Annotated in this window: 14 protein-coding genes and 1 CRISPR repeat array; of the genes, 8 read left to right on the top strand and 6 right to left on the bottom strand. The window is 41.5% G+C overall.

Annotation, left to right across the window (positions count from 1 at the left end; genetic code table 11):
* Positions 1-270: 270 nt before the first annotated feature.
* A CRISPR array of direct repeats spans positions 271-1344; the repeat unit is 36 nt; unit sequence GTTGTGGTTTGATTAAAGATTGGAAACAACGATATT.
* Positions 1345-1449: 105 nt separating this feature from the next.
* Both cas2 and cas1 read right to left on the bottom strand, forming a co-directional pair.
* Positions 1450-1779: a CRISPR-associated endonuclease Cas2 gene (cas2, locus tag BUC17_RS09880; protein ID WP_073363851.1), complete on the bottom strand. Its 330-nt coding sequence runs from the start codon at positions 1777-1779 to the stop codon at positions 1450-1452.
* Entirely contained in the window at positions 1770-2657 is an 888-nt protein-coding gene (gene cas1 / locus BUC17_RS09875; protein WP_073363849.1) for a type II CRISPR-associated endonuclease Cas1, read from the bottom strand. The genes cas2 and cas1 overlap by 10 nt, the downstream gene beginning before the upstream one ends.
* 100 nt (positions 2658-2757) lie before the next feature.
* Here cas1 and BUC17_RS09870 point away from each other — a divergent pair, with 100 nt between their 5' ends.
* The 4 genes from BUC17_RS09870 (at position 2758) to BUC17_RS09850 (ending at position 11919) form a co-directional block, all read left to right on the top strand.
* Positions 2758-3561, top strand: a complete 804-nt coding sequence (locus tag BUC17_RS09870; protein ID WP_073363847.1) for an endonuclease/exonuclease/phosphatase family protein — start codon at positions 2758-2760, stop codon at positions 3559-3561.
* A 3-nt stretch (positions 3562-3564) separates the two neighbouring features.
* Entirely contained in the window at positions 3565-3966 is a 402-nt protein-coding gene (locus BUC17_RS09865) for a hypothetical protein (protein ID WP_073363845.1), read from the top strand.
* Positions 3967-4232: 266 nt separating this feature from the next.
* Positions 4233-10880, top strand: coding sequence for a PKD-like domain-containing protein (locus BUC17_RS09855; protein WP_083544874.1), 6648 nt, complete (start codon positions 4233-4235; stop codon positions 10878-10880).
* Positions 10881-10884: 4 nt separating this feature from the next.
* Positions 10885-11919 carry a PorP/SprF family type IX secretion system membrane protein gene (locus tag BUC17_RS09850; protein WP_073363839.1) on the top strand — a complete coding sequence of 345 codons (1035 nt, stop codon included), beginning with the start codon at positions 10885-10887 and terminating at the stop codon, positions 11917-11919.
* A gap of 336 nt (positions 11920-12255) precedes the next feature.
* Here BUC17_RS09850 and BUC17_RS09845 read toward each other — a convergent pair whose 3' ends face one another.
* On the bottom strand, positions 12256-12453 hold the full coding sequence (locus tag BUC17_RS09845; RefSeq protein ID WP_073363837.1) for a hypothetical protein: 198 nt from the start codon (positions 12451-12453) through the stop codon (positions 12256-12258).
* Positions 12454-12705: 252 nt separating this feature from the next.
* On the opposite strand from BUC17_RS09845, the gene BUC17_RS09840 reads away from it, so the two are divergent.
* The gene (locus BUC17_RS09840) at positions 12706-13470 is read left to right on the top strand and encodes a patatin-like phospholipase domain-containing protein (RefSeq protein WP_073363835.1); all 765 of its coding nucleotides are present in this window, start codon (positions 12706-12708) and stop codon (positions 13468-13470) included.
* Positions 13471-13564: 94 nt separating this feature from the next.
* On the top strand, positions 13565-13750 hold the full coding sequence (locus BUC17_RS09835) for a hypothetical protein (protein WP_073363833.1): 186 nt from the start codon (positions 13565-13567) through the stop codon (positions 13748-13750).
* 337 nt (positions 13751-14087) lie between these two features.
* On the opposite strand, the gene BUC17_RS09830 is transcribed toward BUC17_RS09835, so the two are convergent.
* From BUC17_RS09830 to BUC17_RS09820, 3 genes are all read right to left on the bottom strand, one after another.
* On the bottom strand, positions 14088-14654 hold the full coding sequence (locus BUC17_RS09830) for a 5'-methylthioadenosine/S-adenosylhomocysteine nucleosidase family protein (protein WP_073363831.1): 567 nt from the start codon (positions 14652-14654) through the stop codon (positions 14088-14090).
* Between the two features lie 643 nt (positions 14655-15297).
* On the bottom strand, positions 15298-16113 hold the full coding sequence (locus tag BUC17_RS09825; protein WP_073363900.1) for a 2,3,4,5-tetrahydropyridine-2,6-dicarboxylate N-succinyltransferase: 816 nt from the start codon (positions 16111-16113) through the stop codon (positions 15298-15300).
* Between the two features lie 41 nt (positions 16114-16154).
* Complete coding sequence (locus BUC17_RS09820; RefSeq protein ID WP_073363829.1) at positions 16155-17039, bottom strand: hypothetical protein; 885 nt, start codon at positions 17037-17039, stop codon at positions 16155-16157.
* Between the two features lie 108 nt (positions 17040-17147).
* Between BUC17_RS09820 and BUC17_RS09815 the strand changes: the two genes are divergently transcribed.
* Positions 17148-17996, top strand: coding sequence for a copper resistance protein NlpE N-terminal domain-containing protein (locus BUC17_RS09815; RefSeq protein ID WP_073363827.1), 849 nt, complete (start codon positions 17148-17150; stop codon positions 17994-17996).
* A 16-nt stretch (positions 17997-18012) separates the two neighbouring features.
* The gene (ruvX, locus tag BUC17_RS09810) at positions 18013-18429 is read left to right on the top strand and encodes a Holliday junction resolvase RuvX (RefSeq protein WP_073363825.1); all 417 of its coding nucleotides are present in this window, start codon (positions 18013-18015) and stop codon (positions 18427-18429) included.
* The last annotated feature ends 33 nt before the right edge of the window (positions 18430-18462 follow it).

The raw sequence follows: 18462 nt of genomic DNA, 5'->3' as shown, positions 1-18462 counted from the left end.
TGGTTTACAAACACCCAGTGTTAATTTTTTAGCGGAGTGTTTGTGAATTCATTTGATTAAAGATTGGAAACAACGATATTCACGGGGGATATTGCACGCTTAGGTAGGGAGTTGTGGTTTGATTAAAGATTGGAAACAACGATATTTTTTCCCGTTAAATAAGGAATTAAGAGGACGTTGTGGTTTACAAACACCCAGTGTTAATTTTTTAGCGGAGTGTTTGTGAATTCATTTACAAACACCAAGTGTTAATTTTTATCGGAGTGTTTGTGAATTCATTAGATTAAAGATTGGAAACAACGATATTTTTTCCCGTTAAATAAGGAATTAAGAGGACGTTGTGGTTTACAAACACCCAGTGTTAATTTTTTAGCGGAGTGTTTGTGAATTCATTTGATTAAAGATTGGAAACAACGATATTCTAATGAGGATTACATTAAAACTCAGTTAGGTTGTGGTTTGATTAAAGATTGGAAACAACGATATTTAAAAACAAAAAATAACAAATTATTTGTATGTTGTGGTTTGATTAAAGATTGGAAACAACGATATTTACCTGCCTGCGTTTATAAGTACGATATTGGTTGTGGTTTGATTAAAGATTGGAAACAACGATATTCTGACCTTTCAATCCCATACGGCGGGTCAAGTTGTGGTTTGATTAAAGATTGGAAACAACGATATTTATGCACCTTTTGGGAGGGCTTAGGAAAGCGTTGTGGTTTGATTAAAGATTGGAAACAACGATATTGAAAGCAGCATGAATTATTAACCAAAACCTGTTGTGGTTTGATTAAAGATTGGAAACAACGATATTAGGATTGCGACGCGTAACACAAGCTTCTCGGTTGTGGTTTGATTAAAGATTGGAAACAACGATATTAACGGGTAGGCATTGGAGCGATGACCTAAAGTTGTGGTTTGATTAAAGATTGGAAACAACGATATTACTCTAAATTTAAACTATATGCCACAGAAGGTTGTGGTTTGATTAAAGATTGGAAACAACGATATTTCTATCCGAAAAGCGGATGGTGACATTCCGTTGTGGTTTGATTAAAGATTGGAAACAACGATATTTGAATAAGAAGTTTTTGCTTTATACCCTCTGTTGTGGTTTGATTAAAGATTGGAAACAACGATATTAATCAATGATAGAACGTGTAAAAGAAACTAGTTGTGGTTTGATTAAAGATTGGAAACAACGATATTCGGTTGAAATATTGAAATGGGAAAACCCGCGTTGTGGTTTGATTAAAGATTGGAAACAACGATATTTTGAAAAAAAATATTAGGGTAAATATAATCGTTGTGGTTTGATTAAAGATTGGAAACAACGATATTACCGCCGCGCTTAGCGGTTGTATGTCAGGAAATTAGTAGTGAATATCGTTTTAAAAAAATGCTTCTTTACGGACGTGATAAACCCGTATTGGAGCATTTTTTCATTTAGAATAGTTCCAACTGCGTTGGTTGCGGTGCTTTGGGGACTTCCGCTTTGCCCCAAAAGTTAAGGATGTTTCCAAACTGCTTGTCCGTGATTCGTAATAAACTCACTTTTCCTAGTGGGGGCAACAAAAGATGAGTCCGATTTTCATGTACATCGGCACTTTCACTACTCGCACAATGCCGCACATAAACCGAATACTGCATCATGGTAAATCCATCTTTTAGCAGGTTTTTCCGAAAAAGCGATGCATTTCTACGATCTTTTTTCGTCTCCGTTGGTAAATCAAAAAAAACAAACAGCCACATGATTCGGTAACCATTCAGTTCCATAACTTGGGGTAGTTTATCTTTTTCCGCTCTCCCGTAAAACATTGTTGTAAGGAACTGGTTGTACGTTGGAGCCCGACCATCAATGGACTTTTCTCCTCCCCAAAATAGACGGTTCGTGTCAACACTTGTAAAAGTTCCGATTTGATGGTTGTCGTTAGTTCTTCCTCGGAAAATCGTTGGGTAAGTTCCCACACTTTTTCATCAACCAAGGGACGAAAAGGTTCCATGATGTCATCGGCCAAGGCAAAAGCATTGTATTTACTTTTGTGATGAATTCCGAGGGTGTTCAATAAACCGCTCCCAGCTAATGAACGCGCTGTAGCTGCTCGAAGTAGGGCATACCCATAGTTTAAAAAGTTATTGGGATACTTGCCAAAACGTTCGCGTTTAAATTGCTGTTCAAAGAATGATTTCCAATACCAATTGGCCGCAACCCCTTCCATGTTGGTCGTATCACCGCTTAACACTTTACTTGCTAAAAAAGAAAAGGTGTTTTTATCTCCCGTTACTTTTTCAAGGAGTATTCCTTGATTGGTAATTTTTTCAACGATGGTTTGTTGCCATAGTTGTTTTTTCAAGGGCGCACTTGCCTTAATTTGGTGTTTGAAGATTTCTTGTTGAATATGATGGCTGTTGAGGTTCATAAACAAGCCATTGGGTAAGTGATTTTTAGGGTGGCAAATAATAAGTGCTGCATTGTGTTCCACCAAAAAATTCATTGCCGAAATGCTAATATAGATTTCAGGGTGATCAATGACGACAAAGCCAATGTCCTCTATGGGAACAGTTGCTTCACGGTGCTCCGTTTTTATAACTAATTGCTGGTGTTGCGTTGTAATGGAAGCTTTGTTTTCGAGTAGGAGGGTACGTTTTATCATTTTTTAGTTAAAATAAAAGAGAATAATTTGTAGTATTTTACGGAAATCCGTAATGGTATACTTTTGATTTCCACTATTTTTGAGGCGTAAATTTGTCTCCATGCCGTATCGTTTTCTTTTCATCATCCTGTTTGCGTTTCAGGGACTAATTGCCCAGGTTCAGGTAGTTAGTTGGAATATTGCCAATTTTGGAGCTTCAAAGACCAAAGAGGAGATTGCCTTTTTGGCCCAATACTTACGAACTTATGATATTGTAGCGCTTCAAGAAGTAGTAGCTGGACCAGGAGGGGCTCAACAGGTGGCTGCTTTGGCCGATGCGTTGAATCGAAAAGGGAGTCAATGGGATTATGTGGTGAGTGCTCCCACGGTAAGCAGCGCCTACAAGACCGAACGGTATGCCTATTTATGGAAACCTTCGCGCGTAAAATTAATCGGGAAGCCTTGGTTGGAGGCTACTTGGGCGCAAGCTATTGATCGAGAGCCGTATTATGCTACCTTTCAATTTGAAGTGCACAACTTTACGTTGGTGAATTTTCATGCCATTACAGCAAGTAAGCAGCCTGAAAGAGAAATTAAGTATTTTAAGTTTTTACCGACCCAATATCCTCAACTACGTTTGTTATTTTTGGGGGATTTCAATTGCTCTGATTCTAATACTGTTTTTAATCCTTTACGACAACAGGGGTATTTACCCGCATTTACTGCACAAAAAACCTCATTGAAAAAGAGCTGCGCTGATGGAGATTGTCTTTCAAAGCCCTTCGATAATATTTGGTATCCAAAAGATTTTGTTCGGATAGTCAACCCTACGGTTTTACACTTTTATCGGTTGTTTTCAGACTTTAGTGCGGCTCGTGCATTAAGCGATCATGTTCCAATTCTTGTTACTCTTGAATTTTTATAAGGTATGATACGGTATATTTATACAATACTTCTAATTCTGAGTTTTTTAGCCTGTAAAAGAGAGGCTAGTTTACCTCCGCAACCTCTTTTATCCAAACCCCAAGAGGAGAAGATGGTCGATACTTCGGTCACGGATATTGATACTGTTTATCCAGAGACAAATGAAAAATTTGAATATCGACTAACACGAAACGACGGCACGTATCAATACGCGTATACCGTTGAGGGGGAAGATGAAGCAGGAACTAAAGTTTCGGGTGCAGTGCAAGTGGCGGGTAAATATGGCGAAGGGAAGTTGACACATCCTCAATTGGGGACTATTGGAATAAAAACAGAATGGATAGGGAAAGGAGCTTTATTAGCTACTGATACCCTAGGAAATGCGTATAAACTCAGTGTGAAGTAAAATGAAGGTATTATTGGTACTTGTTTTTGTGTTGTTTCTTCCTTCCTCCCAAAAGAATGATGTTTATGTTTGTGTTAGTAAAACGGCGCATAAGTATCATTTTACGAAATCCTGTCGAGGATTGCGAGCTTGTACGCATGAAATAGTAAAAAAAAGTTTGAAAGAAGCTCAAGGTTTAGGCTATACCTTGTGTGGATATGAGGATTAGGATACGATGAAATTCGTATTTGAAAGCATAGAAAGAGCAATTATTTTTCAAAAAAAATATGATGTCAAAATTTGTTACAATTCTTGGTTTGATTTTGTTTTCTGTTTCGGGGTATGGTCACGACTACGATCGATTGTTGCCTACGGCTACGTTGACCGGGGGCGGTACGGTTTGTCAAAATAGTACAGGCCCTACACTTACCTTTACAGGGAGTGGGGGTGTAGCTCCTTATACATTTACATACACCATTAATGGTGGTGCCCCACAAACGTTGACAACTACCACTGGAAACACAGCATCATTGGTAGCTCCTACCACAACCTCAGGTACATTTACCTATCAATTGGTTTCGGTGAGTGATAGCTCAAATCCAACGCAATCGGCTTCAGTTTCGGGGAGTGTTACGGTTACGATTCTTCCACAGCCTGATGCCACCATGGGCGGAACGGGTGCTGGAACAACATTTAATGGAACACCTGTATTTAGAGTTTGTACAAATGCGACTTCTACTTTTAACTTTACAAATACATCTTCTTCAGTAGCTACAAATCAAAACTATACAATTAATTGGGGTGATGGTTCTCCTAATTTTATTGGGAATTCATGGACTACGCTAACTCATGTATATTCAGTTGGTCTTTGGAATATGACTTATACTATTGTAGGTTCAAATGGATGTATCGTTAACAAAAACTATATAGTGTTTGTTGGTTCTAATCCTGCTGTAGCCTTGGGAAATCCTGGAAATACGGATATATGTTCTTCTCAAACATTATCTTTTCCTATAACTGGAACTAGTAATAATCCAGCAGGAACACTTTATACGGTAACATTTAATGATGGATCTAATCCACAAGTATTTAATCATCCTCCTCCAGCTAGTGTTACCCATACATTTACAAGTTCCTCATGTAACACTACAAGTTCTGATGGTAGTAATTCATTTCCAAACTCATTTAAAGCAAATATTGTTGCTACCAACCCATGTGGTACTTCCTCCGTGAGTGTTGTTCCTATATATGTTAGTGCACAACCCATAGCAGATTTTACTGTTCCAACAAATCCATGTATTGGAAATCAAGTTTGTTTTACAAATACCTCTCAGGGGAATCAAGTCATTGGTACAACTTGCTCTAATCCAAATATTATTTGGTCAGTTTCCCCCTCTACCGGTTTTAATTTAGTGGGAGGAAGTTTACTAGGTAACGATTTTGGTTCAACTGATGCAAGTTTATGGTTAACAGGATCCAATCAACTTTGTTTAAACTTTACTGTTCCCGGGGTTTATACCATAACTTTAAAAACGGGTAATCGTTGCGGCATTGATACCGAAGTGAAAACAATCTGTGTGGGGAGTCCGTTGTCGCCTCAGTTTTCTTTGTCTACTACTGAGGGATGTGCTCCGCTCGCTGTCACGGCTACCAATACGACCAATGTAGCCAATCAATGTTCGACCCCTACTTATTTGTGGCAAGTTACCCATTCTCCTAACTTTTGTGGCTCTAGTATTCCCCCGATACCCAATCAAACTTCTGCCAATGCAACCTATAACTTTACCGAGTCGGGGACTTATACGATACGGCTTTCGGTTACCAATTCCTGTGGAACTGCTGTAACAACTCAAACCGTTATTGTGAAAAAGCCTCCAACGGTTTCTATTAGTCCTATTTCTAATTCTTGTGGCACAGCCAATATCACTCCTGTGGGGTCGGTTACTAATTGCGCACCTTCAGGCGGTACGCTAACTTATGCGTGGAGTTTTCCTGGGGGTACACCTTCATCGTCAACGTCTCTCAATCCTGGAACCATTTCTTATCCTACAGGTGGCCCTTATACGGTGTCTTTTACGGCTACCAACGAATGTGGTACTTCTACGACGGCTACACAGAGTTTTACGGTTAATGTAGCTCCTACAGTAACCAATACTGTAACCAGTCAAACGATTTGTTCGGGTACAGCAACGGCTCCTATTGCTTTAACCGCTAATCCTTCGGGAACTACATTTACTTGGAGCGCTACGGCTACTTCTGGTGTAACTGGATTTACGGCTTCGGGGACTGGTGCAACGATACCGCCACAAACCCTTACGACAACAAGCACAAATCCGGGAACTGTTACTTATGTTGTAACGCCTACCTTTTCTAACTGTGTAGGGGCAACTTTTACTTATACGGTTACTGTAAATCCCGCTCCCTTAATAACTGCACAACCCGTATCGAGTTCGGTATGTTTGGGAGGAACCGTTTTGCCATTGACCGTTAGTTTGAATAGTGCAACGGTTACCCCCACGTATCAATGGTATTCCAATACGACCAACAGTACAATTGGTGGGGTAATTATTTCTGGCGCTACCAATGCTACTTACACTCCACCTACCAATACGGTAGGCACTTTATACTATTATTGTTTGATTAGTTTGGCCTCAAATGGATGTTCGGGATTAACCTCGGCGGTTGCCGCTGTAACGGTCAGTCCCTTACCTACGATCACTTCGCCACCTTTGCCAACGCAAACCGTATGTGTGGGCGCTACGGTGAGTCCGTTTTCAGTTGCATATTCAGGTGGTTTAGGGAATGCAAGCTATCAGTGGTTTGTAAATACAACCAATAGTACAGTTGGCGGAACACCTTTAGGAAGTAATTCATCCACATTTACGCCTCCAGTATTTACAAACACGGGAACCTTTTACTATTATGCTGTAGTAAGTTTGAGTGGTAGTGGTTGCGGGACAGTTACAAGCACTGTTGCAGAGGTCAATGTGGTTGCTGACCCAATCGTTACCACTCAACCTCTACCTAGTCAAATCCAATGTCAAAATACAGCTCCTACTATATTGAGTGTTGATGCAAGTGGAGGAACTGGTGTCTTTACCTATCAGTGGTTTAGCAATACTTCGAATAGCAATACAGGTGGTGTTTTACTATCTGGTCAAACAAATGCAACATTCAACCCACCTACAACAGCAATTGGAACGTTATATTACTATTGTGTTATAAGTCAGTCATCTGTGGGATGTAGTGTCACAAGTGCTACTGCCGCAGTAACAGTGGTTCCAGCTCCCTCTATAACTACACAGCCCCAATCAATCACGGTTTGTGAGGGTTCTACCATCGCTCCATTGACAGTTGCCTTCACGAATGGAACGGGAACACCATCCTACCAATGGTTTGATTCAAATGGTCCAATCACAGGGGCAACCTCAGCTAGTTATTTGCCTAGCTCAACCCAATCGGGTTCTTATTATTGTGTGATTACCTTTACCTCAGGTGGGTGTACTAGTGTTACCTCTGCCACTGCTGTGGTTACCATTAATCCTCTACCAACAATTACTAGTCAGCCGCTCAGCACGCAAAGCATTTGTGTTGGAGGCATAATCCCAGCATTAACCGTTTCCTATTCAGGCGGTGTGGGTACACCCATATATCAATGGTACAGTAATACTACTAATTCTACTACAGGTGGCACTCCTGTTGGTACAAATGCAGCCAGTTTTACCCCTGCTGCTTTTACCAATACGGGCACTTTTTATTATTATGTCATTATAACCCTCAATGGTGCAGGATGTGGTGTAATTACCAGCGCAATTGCTGAGGTTGACGTTGTGCCTGATCCAACGATTACCACACAACCATTGCTCACGCAAACCGTATGTCAAAACACGCCTTCCACTACTTTAGCTGTACAAGTCATTGGTGGGGTGGGTACTAGTTATTCTTATCAATGGTATGTGTCACCAACTAACAGTACCACTGCTGGGGTGATAATTGCAGGGGAGACCAATGCTTCCTTTACACCACCTACTCAAGTAGCGGGTACTTTTTATTACTATTGTATTGTTACTCAAAGTAGTGGGAATGGTTGTGCCGTAACCAGTTCAATAGCGACTGTTATTGTCAATTTAGCCCCTGATTTTGTTACTCAACCGGTAAACAGTGAAGTTTGTTTGGGGCAAATCCCTTCATTACTTTCCTTTACTCTCGTGAATGGAGTAGGGACACCCGATTACCAATGGTATTCGAATACTATCGATTCCACTGTGGGCGGTACTCCAATAAATGGTGCCACTTCGGCTACCTATGCGCCTCCTTCAACAATCGCGGGAACTACCTACTATTATTGTATTGTCTCCTTTCCATCGATTAGTGGCGGTTGTTCCGTTATCTCTTCGAATACCGCTGAAGTGATTATCCAACCAAATCCCCTAATTGCTCCTGAAACTACTACTATTTGTAGTGGAGCTACTTTTTCAATAACACCTGATCCAACAGGAAGTAATCTTATTCCAATCGGGACAACTTATACCTGGGGAGTACCTACTGTAATGCCGGCAGGCTCGGTCGTAGGTGCTACTGCTGTACTTACACCCCAACCCAATATCAGTCAAACGTTAATCAATACGACGTCAAGTCCTGCCACTGTAACCTATACAGTGACGCCTACATCGGGTGTTTGTGTAGGTCCTTCATTTACTGTAACCGTTATTGTCAATCCGGCGATTAATCCCAATGTGGTGGTTGCCAATTCTTCTTGTTTTGGTGTTAACTCTGCTTCGATAGTTACGGCCATCACCGGAGGAATCCCTTTTCCATCGGGGGATCCCTATCAGATAAATTGGACAGGACCAAATGGGTTTAGTGCTACAAGTTCCTCGATTTCTAATTTAGCGCCTGGCGTTTATCAAGTAACCATTTTAGATGCTGGAGGATGTCCTTTTACATCTTCATATACCCTTACAGAGCCAACCGATATTGTCATCACGGTAGATGATGAAAATGATATCACTTGTTTCAACGCTGATAACGGAAGCATTAGTTTGAGTATTAGTGGAGGCACGGGTAATTACAGCATTAGTTGGACAAAAAACGGAAATGCTTATGCTACTTCTGAAGATATTACAAATCTTGGGCCAGGGACTTATGTTGTAACCGTTACAGATGCCAATAATTGTGGACCGAAAACCGAAACATTTACGATTACTCAACCCTTACCATTGGAAGTAAATTTGATAAGTCAAACCAATGTTCTATGTTATGGAACTGCAACAGGAGCCATAACAATAGATGTTCAAGGAGGAACTCCAAATCCATTACCGCTTGATTATGTTTATTCATGGACAGGACCCAATGGTTTTTCAGCAAGCACTAGAGATCTTTCAGGAATTGTTGCAGGGACGTATAGTTTGGAAGTTTCGGATGCACAAGGTTGTTTACAAACATTGACAGTTACTTTGACAGAGAATCCTCTAATTCAGATTAATTATTCGACAACCCCAATAACATGCTATGGCGCAAATGATGCAAGTTTTACGGTCAATATTAGTGGTGGTATAGCTCCGTATCAATTTACTTGGAACAATTTATCTACCGTATTAAATCAAACAAATTTAGCCGCTGGAACTTATACTATAACCGTTACTGATGCGGTGGGATGTGTGCAAACTACCTCTATCATTATTCCAGAAGCGCCATTGTTTACGGTTACTCCTGTAGTAAATACGATTAGTTGTTTTGGGGCTAATAACGGTTCGATTCAATTGAATCTGGTTGGGGGAATAGCTCCTGTAAGTTTGGTATGGAGTGATGGAAGTACTGCGGGAACCACACGTAATAACTTACCTCCGGGTGTGTACACCGTAACTATAACAGATAGTAAACCTTGTCAAATTGTGAGGACATTCATTATTACCGAGCCTCAGCCTTTGGTGTTGAATGCACAATTGACGAATGCAATAGATTGTACTACACCTACAAGTGGTTCAATAGATTTGATTGTTTCAGGCGGAACACCTCCTTATACTTATGCTTGGACGAATGGAAGTACGCAAGAGGATTTGAATCAAATACCCAATGGGAACTATGCAGTTCTAGTAACCGATGCTAATGGCTGTATACAACAGGCTCAATATACCATTTTCAGACCGAGTCCTATTGCTATAACTGTTGATGAGCAAGTCACCCATGATTGTGAGCAGAAAACGGTTTTTCAACGATTTGTTGCCTCAGCAACTGGCGGAGTTCCTCCATTTACGTATCAATGGTCAAGTGGTATTATTTCAGGAGTGAACGGTGAGATAATGACTACAGATGAAGAAGGTATTGTTACTTTGACGGTAACCGATGCTGCGGGATGTATTGCCACCTACACGGTGAATGTTGATTTGATTCAATTGGGAACGGTTGATTTTGATACTTCGTCTATTGGATATGCAACTTATGGCATATATTCTATAAATGATCCCATCACCTTTACCAGTATGCTTACTGGAGATTATTTGAATGTAGTTTGGGATTTTGGGGACGGTACTTTTTCTAATGAATTAAACCCAGTTCATGTGTACAGTAGTCCTGGACAGTATATTGTGACGCAAACGGTGTATTATCCCTTTGGATGTGTTTATAAAAAAATTATTTCATTGTGGGTTGAACAAGGTTATTTTCTGGCCATTCCTTCAGCATTTACTCCTAATAAAGATGGCGTAAATGACACCTATCGCCCAGTAACCAAACGATTGAAAGAAGTCACTTTATCGGTTTATGATTCGTGGGGTTCCTTGATTTATTTTGAACAAGGGGATACCTTGATAGGATGGGATGCAATGATTAAAGGGCAACCGGCAGAAAATGGAAATTATTATTGTAAGGTAACAGCCACTACGTTTTATAACACGCGTATTGAAGCTACCCAAACGTTTGTTTTAATCAAGTAATATTATGCGAAAATATATATTCAAACTCTGTTTAGGTATCTTTTATATTCCCTTTATTAGCTATGCTCAAGATCCTATTTTCACTCAATTTTATAATTTACCAGAAGCGTTGAGTCCTGCGTTTACAGGCATGGCTAATACTTGGAATATGGGGTTGGTTCATCGTCGGCAGTGGCCAAATGATCAACGTCGCATTGACACCCAATTTGGATTTGTGAATAATTTGGTTACCGATAATATTGGTCTTGGGTTGACTTTACAAAACCACACGGAAGACTTTACGAATTATAATTTTTTTAGTGCCAAAGCTGCAGCTTCATACATTGTTGAATTGGATTATGATTGGCGATTGCGCTTTGGTTTGGAGGGCGGATTAGGAACCAAAAGTTTTGGTTTTCAAGGGTTATTGTTAGAAGATCAAATAAATATCAATACAGAACAAATTGCGGGGAGTACTATCGATCCTTGGGTTTTACGAAACACTAATCGATTATTTTTTATGGATTTTGGGGCAGGGGTATTGTTGGATAATGAGACGACTTGGGTTGGATTATCTGTAAAGCATTTGAATCGCCCAGATATCACTTTTGTTGAAAATGGAAATGTTCCTTTAGATTTATTTTTCTCTTTACATGGCGGCTACTTTTATGAGATGACGGGGACACCTAGTTTTTTTCTACCTGAAGGAACGACTTTTCAGTTTGTTGGGAATTATATGCGCCAAGGACAGTACAATCGTTTGGATGTGGGTACGATTATCGATTATGGAGCATTTTCATTCGGTGTGATGAGTGTGGTGAATTTGGAACGGCGCGCTACAAATAGTCATCTTTTAACTTCATTGAATCCAGTTGCTACTTTTGTATTGGGTGATTTTCGTTTGGGATATTCCTTTGACATAAATACTTCTGGTTTGCCTCGAACGGGCGGGGTGCACGAACTTACACTGACCTGGATAACGGGGCGCAATTGTTCGAAATGTGACAATTACAAAATGCGTTTAAAGCGCAATGGAGAAGGAGGGTATCAACGTATGTAACTAAAAAAAACACTTTTACGGAAATCCGTAAAATCTATTTCTCAGAGGCCTTTACTTTTGGCTCGGATTTACATCCAAACCCTTTCGTATATGCCTTTTTTATAGCCCGAAGCGATTCGGGCTTTTTTTTTGAGGGTAGAAAAATGTATTTTGATTCCCCTGATTACTACTTTTGGAATTTATATATCATTATTTTAAATGTTTTACAAGGGTAATATTTTTATTATTAGTTGAAAGATATATTAATCTTCCTTATTCATGCTTTTTTTTAAAGTTTTAATTAAACTCTTTTGGGTAATAATAACAAAAAACCACCTCCTCGGTGGTTTTCTAGTTTCAGTCCGTGATGGAGCGCAGTACTTCGTCATAGGGTAGGCCTGAGTAGTGGCAAAATTCCTGGACGGAAAGGAGTTGGTGTTCCTCTTTGTTGAGGCTTTTTTTGATTTTTTTGAGGTACAGGCGGGCTTGGGTGTAGGTTTTGCCTGTGATGCGCTGTACATCTTTGGGATAGATGCAAACTCTGGTTGTTTTCATGGCGGTTACAATTTAAAGGTTTATAAAAATTTATATATAACATTCAAATATTGTGGCTTTTACGATTTTTTCATAACGTCAAAAAGTATAAAAAAGTATAAGAAATCATCGAAAATAGTTGGTTCTTGATCTCGGCGTTTTGAAGTGTGGTCGAAATTCCCACATCTTTGTCTTGTTCTTTCGCACAAAATGTTGCAACACTGTCGAATGAAGGAGAATGAATGAGTATTAATTTTTTAAATTTTAGAAATTATGGCAAGACAGAAAGGCCTGATTAAGATTAAAGGCACCTTGGGTGACATTACGTTCTACAAAACTATCGATGGGTTTTTAGTTCGTGAAAAAGGAGGGGTTGAACGCAGTCGTATTCAAAACGACCCTGCCTTTCAGCGTACTCGTGAGAATGTTAGTGAGTTTGGCCGCGCGGGTAAGGCGGGTCGCGTGTTGCGGACAGCGTTTCGTCCGTTATTGTTGAATGCGTCTGACGCACGTATGGTGAGTCGTTTGCACCAACAAATGATAAAGGTACTGCAAGCCGATGCGGTAAGTGTGCGTGGTCAACGCAATGTGATTGATGGTGAAACCACTTTGTTGAGTGGGTTTGAGTTTAACAACCGCGGTACGTTGGGGACGAGTTTGTATGCTCCGTTTACAACTGCTATTGATCGCGCTACGGGGGCGTTTACGTTGAACTTGCCGCCCTTTATTCCGAATCAAATGGTTACGGTTCCTGAGGGGACTACCCATTTTAAGGTGATGTATGGTGCGGCCTCGATTGATTTTGAGCTGGAGCAGTATGAAGTGGCTTTGGGGGAGTCGGCCTTACTCCCTTGGAATGGGATGCCCACCGCTGATTTGAGTGAGACGCTCACCTTAACGGCCAACAGTACGCATCCGTTGTTTTTGGTAGCGGGTATCGCTTTCTTTCAGGAAGTCAACGGTCAGTCGTATTCGTTGCGAAACGGGGCATTTAATCCGTTATCGATTGTACAGGTAGACGGTGTACCAACGCCCTAATTCTCTTTTCCTCAAGGTTGGCAGTTTCCCCAAGGGAATGATAATGTAGTAGGAGGGAAGTTGCCAACGGCGAGGGAATACTATGGCTTGACCTATGTCTTCTTCAGGTAATGGAACGGTGACGGGTACGTTTGTTGGAACGGCTTTGTGTTTGGTTCCCACCTTAACTTCGGGTGAGGTGTTACGTACGGTTTTGTTGGCTGCCACAGGTGCAGCGGTGAGTTTTATCGTATCGTGGATTTTGGGGCGTTTGTTTCGAAATCGTGGTACGAAGGAGTAGGAGAAAACCCGATGCGGAAGTGTCGGGTTTTTTTAGTTATGAGTTATGGGTTATGAGTTGCCCTTGGCCCCCAAAGTATGGTTGTCGGTTGTCGGTTGTTGGTTGTCAGTTGTTGGTTGTTGGTTGTTGGTTGTCGGTTGTCGGTTGTTGATTGTTGGTTGTTGGTTGTCGGTTGTTTGTTGTCGGTTGTCGGTTGTCAGTTGTTGGTTGTTGGTTGTTGCAGTCTCAGTCTCAGTCTCAGTGTTCAGTGTTCAGTGTTCAGTGTTCAGTGTACAGCGTTCAGTGGGCGGTGTTCAGTCTACAGTGAGCAGTGTTCCGTAGGGGATCAGGAGCTTATTTAAACCAACAAAAGTTTCCCATACGCTTCTGCGGCCTTGTGCACCTGTTCGGTCCAGTCGTTGGCGGCATTATCGTCGGCGCCGTCGGAGATGTATTTGAGGCATAAAAACGGAATCTTTTCTTGTTGGGCGATGTAGGCAAGGGCATACGCTTCCATATCTACTACGGTATACAACGATTCGGCATGTTCCATTTCAAAACTGTCCCCCGTACCACACACCGCATGAGGAAGTCCCGCAAAGGATTCGCCATACTCCAACACCACAGGAAGCCCCGACAACGGTGTTTCGTATAATTTAAAACCCAACCCACGCACATCCATATCGCGTTGTACAAATTGGGTACAATGCACCACGGTTCCTTTCGGGAAATGGGTACTGCCCACGGTTCCCAAATTGATAATGAGCTTCGGTCGTTGCGTCGCCAAGGCTTTAGTCAAGGCATACGCCGCTTGCACTTTCCCAATACCTGTAAACAAAACATTATGACCGTCAAAGACATCCGCCGCTTCGGATTCTAACGCAAAACAAAAAAGGATTTCCTGAGAAGAGAAGGAGCGAATCATTGGGGTTATTGTAAATTTTAAATTTTGAATTTTAAATTTTAAATGTTTCTATAAAAGAGTAAATTTCTTTTTTAAACGGTTCTAACCTTAAACTTTAAACCTTAAACCTGAAACTATCTAAAGCTGCTGAGACTCTGAGCCGCTGAGCTTCTGAGAAATTCCAAACATGAGTTTTCAAGAATTCAAACTGATTTCGAAATTTTGGTAAAAACCTTAAACTTTAAACCTGAAACCTGAAACGCTCTAAAGCTTCTGAGTTTCTGAGCCGCTGAGCTTCTGAGAAATTCCTAACATGAATTTTCAAGAATACAACCTGATTCCGAAACTTCGAGAAAAACCTTAAACTTTAAACCTTAAACCTTAAACTATCTAAAGCTGCTGAGACTCTGAGCCGCTGAGCTTCTGAGAAATTCCAAACATGAGTTTTCAAGAATTCAAACTGATTTCGAAATTTTGGTAAAAACCTTAAACTTTAAACCTTAAACCTTAAACTATCTAAAGCTGCTGAGACTCTGAGCCGCTGAGCTTCTGAGAAATTTATATCATTAATTTTCATGAATACAACCTGATTTCGAATTTTTGGGAAAAACCTTAAACTTTAAACCTGAAACTTTAAACCTGAAACTTTAAACCTGAAACCTTCTTACACCGCCACATCATACTCGCGTAACGCATCATTCAACGACGTTTTGAGGTCGGTCGAAGGTTTGCGTTTTCCGATGATGAGTGCACAAGGTACTTGGTAACTTCCGGCGCCAAATTCTTTAGTATAACTTCCTGGGATCACCACCGAGCGGGCAGGGACTACGCCTTTGTATTCAACGGGTTCGCTTCCTGTTACATCGATGATTTTTGTTGAGGCGGTCAAGCAAACATTGGCTCCTAAAACGGCTTCTTTTTCAACCCGCACGCCTTCAACCACAATGCAACGCGAACCAATGAACGCACCATCTTCAATAATTACGGGGGCCGCTTGCAAGGGTTCCAAAACGCCGCCAATGCCGACACCACCGCTTAAGTGGACTTCTTTCCCAATTTGTGCACAACTCCCTACGGTAGCCCAAGTATCGACCATCGTACCTTCATCGACATAGGCCCCGATGTTGACATAACTCGGCATTAAAATTACGCCTTTGGAGATATAGGCCCCGTGACGCGCTACGGCATGGGGCACCACGCGAATTCCTTTCTCGGCATATCCTCGTTTTAAAGGCATTTTATCGTGGTATTCGAAAATTCCCACTTCAAAAGTTTCCATTTTTTGAATGGGGAAGTACATCACGACGGCTTTCTTCACCCATTCGTTTACTTGCCAACCGCCTTCGATGGGTTGGGCGACCCGAAGTGTTCCTGCATCCAAAAGGTTAATCACTTCGCGGATTGCCTGTTGCGTGGTTTCTTCTTTCAATAATTCGCGGTTTTCCCACGCTTTTTCTATGGTTTGTTGTAGTGTTGTCATGTCTAAAAATTGAGTGACAAAGATAGCAGTTTGTTTGTTTTTTAAGGACGGAACTCTGGATTTTTCCATCGGTAGCCCAAGCTAATTTTTTGGAAGGTTCGGCCCCAAAATCCGAGTTGTTTGTACCGACGTTTGCCTGCCGAAAGTTGCCATGGATCCCACAGCGGAGCCTTTTCCAATCGATCTTCCCAAACGGGATAATGTGCTAAAAACGCCTGAATTACGGGTCTGAATTCTTTAAAATACCAATAATGATGCACCCAATTTTTACTTTCCGCCAGGGGTTCACGTTGCAGCGCTTCCGAAACGGCAATCTGTTCCATACTAAACAACGGGTAGGTCGCATACAACGCATCCATAAAGGCTTCGGCGCGATACAAAAGCGGGAGATGTTGGTTGGAAACCCCAATACATCCCGAATTCCAAACTTCAAAGGCTTCACTCAACGTAATTAGTTCACCGTTGGGCAAAGGAAATGCAGCTTGTTTGCGCAACACTTTTTTCATTTTGCGAGCGATTCCCCCGGTATTGGCCTTTAACGCTCCTTCATTTTTATCCATAAACACCATTCCTTTTTCAAGGGCTTCAAAAATGGGAGTCAAAGGCGCTGTGATCAAACAGTCGGTATCAAGGTATAAGAAGGAGCCCGTGTAGCGTTTCAAGCAGTCTTGTAGAATTTTAATCTTGACGCGGTAAGCATAATTAGACGGTCCTTTTGCCTCGGTAAGTTGGTCGGACGTCAGAACATGATAGGTTACAGGTAAGGGAAGTTGCGATTGAAGATACGCCGTATCGTCGGAGAAAATATGGATGTGAAATGCAGGTTCGGGATGCGCACGCGCCAAGGACATCAGTGCCCAAATCAATTCATTTTGATAGTCGCGGTGCCCAAAAGCGACAAACAAGAGGTGCTGTGTTGCATTCATTCCACAAATATACCAATCCCGTTGCGTTTGCGTTGTGCTAAAGTTTACACATTTTTTAAGAAAATTGTTCCGTAATCTCTTTAGTTTTGAACTCAAAATCATTACACCATGCGGTACTCGGTTTCCCTTCTTGTTACACTAGCGTTTGTCTTGTTTTCTTGTACATCCAAAGAAACCAAACCCGAACCTTCCCCTCAAACGACCCCCAAGGTAACCTCTGCCAAACAAACGTTGGATTATCTCGGGGTATATAAAGGCGTGTTGCCCTGTGCCGATTGTGAAGGAATCGAGACGCAGTTGGAATTGCAGGATACCACCCATTTTGTTTTAACGACCCGTTATTTAGGTAAGTCCGATACGCCTTTTGTAGTGCGCGGAACGTATGGTTGGAATGCCAACGAAACGCAAATTCAGTTGGATAATCAAAAGGGCGGTCCCTATGCGTATGCTGTTTTGGAGGGCGTTTTGCAGCAATTGGATTTGCAAGGAAAACCCATTACGGGCGATTTAGCCTCCCGCTATCGTTTGACAAAAATGAAAAAAGATGCACAAACAGGGGAATTGCTGGTGGCCAAAGAAGCTACGGTGGTCAAAGGAACAACGCCTGCCGCACCCGTTACCTTTGCCTTAGCAGGAACCGAATGGCGCTTGCATACCCTTATGAAAAAGAAAATTTCATCCTCCAAAAAACCATTTACCCTAACGTTACTGTCCAAAGACGCACGTTTTACTGCGTATGTGGGTTGTAATCAAATTGGCGGACAATATATTATGCCTTCGGTGGATGGGTTGGCTTTTACCGCAATTATTTCGACCAAGATGGCCTGTCCCGATGATCAAGTCGAGGCGGCTTTTGTTAAAATGTTATCGCAAGTCGATGCCTATTTCATCCAAAAAGACCAATTACAGCTGCGTCAAGGGAAAACGGTATTGGCCCAATTTACCGCGGCCAAATAATCTGTATCTTTGTCGCATGCCACGAATTTTAGCCCTCGATTACGGACGCAAACGCACGGGTATAGCCGTTACAGATGATTTGCAAATTATTGCCTCGGGACTCACCACGGTCGACACGGCGCAATTGTTTCCTTTTTTGGTCGATTATTTTAAAAAAGAGGACGTGCGAAGCGTTTTAATTGGCGAACCCAAACAGATGAACGGTTTACCCTCGGAAAGTGCCCCTTTGGTAGATGCTTTTGTGGTGCAATTTCAAGCCACTTTTCCTGAAATCCCCGTGGTACGTGTGGACGAGCGTTTTACCTCAAAAATGGCTTTTCAAACCATGATTGATAGCGGACTCACAAAGAAGCAACGCCAAAACAAAGGATTGGTCGATGAAATTGCAGCCACCATTTTATTGCAAGAGTATCTGAGCCGTAAAATGATATAAATCCTTTAGCATCGCTGTTTTTTTTCCTACTTT

Origin of the sequence: Flavobacterium fontis (assembly GCF_900129405.1) — a bacterium.
Taxonomy (GTDB): Bacteria; Bacteroidota; Bacteroidia; order Flavobacteriales; family Flavobacteriaceae; genus Flavobacterium; species Flavobacterium fontis.
Note: the sequence above shows the minus strand (reverse complement) of the source record. Positions and strands in the feature narration are given on the sequence as shown.

Coding starts and splice junctions, on each gene's coding strand:
- BUC17_RS09835 (WP_073363833.1), top strand. CDS start 13,565: ATGTCTTCTTCAGGTAATGGAACGGTGACGGGTACGTTTGTTGGAACG.
- BUC17_RS09870 (WP_073363847.1), top strand. CDS start 2,758: ATGCCGTATCGTTTTCTTTTCATCATCCTGTTTGCGTTTCAGGGACTA.
- cas2 (WP_073363851.1), bottom strand. CDS start 1,779: ATGGAACTGAATGGTTACCGAATCATGTGGCTGTTTGTTTTTTTTGAT.
- cas1 (WP_073363849.1), bottom strand. CDS start 2,657: ATGATAAAACGTACCCTCCTACTCGAAAACAAAGCTTCCATTACAACG.
- BUC17_RS09865 (WP_073363845.1), top strand. CDS start 3,565: ATGATACGGTATATTTATACAATACTTCTAATTCTGAGTTTTTTAGCC.
- BUC17_RS09830 (WP_073363831.1), bottom strand. CDS start 14,654: ATGATTCGCTCCTTCTCTTCTCAGGAAATCCTTTTTTGTTTTGCGTTA.
- ruvX (WP_073363825.1), top strand. CDS start 18,013: ATGCCACGAATTTTAGCCCTCGATTACGGACGCAAACGCACGGGTATA.
- BUC17_RS09825 (WP_073363900.1), bottom strand. CDS start 16,113: ATGACAACACTACAACAAACCATAGAAAAAGCGTGGGAAAACCGCGAA.
- BUC17_RS09855 (WP_083544874.1), top strand. CDS start 4,233: ATGATGTCAAAATTTGTTACAATTCTTGGTTTGATTTTGTTTTCTGTT.
- BUC17_RS09815 (WP_073363827.1), top strand. CDS start 17,148: ATGCGGTACTCGGTTTCCCTTCTTGTTACACTAGCGTTTGTCTTGTTT.
- BUC17_RS09850 (WP_073363839.1), top strand. CDS start 10,885: ATGCGAAAATATATATTCAAACTCTGTTTAGGTATCTTTTATATTCCC.
- BUC17_RS09820 (WP_073363829.1), bottom strand. CDS start 17,039: ATGAATGCAACACAGCACCTCTTGTTTGTCGCTTTTGGGCACCGCGAC.
- BUC17_RS09845 (WP_073363837.1), bottom strand. CDS start 12,453: ATGAAAACAACCAGAGTTTGCATCTATCCCAAAGATGTACAGCGCATC.
- BUC17_RS09840 (WP_073363835.1), top strand. CDS start 12,706: ATGGCAAGACAGAAAGGCCTGATTAAGATTAAAGGCACCTTGGGTGAC.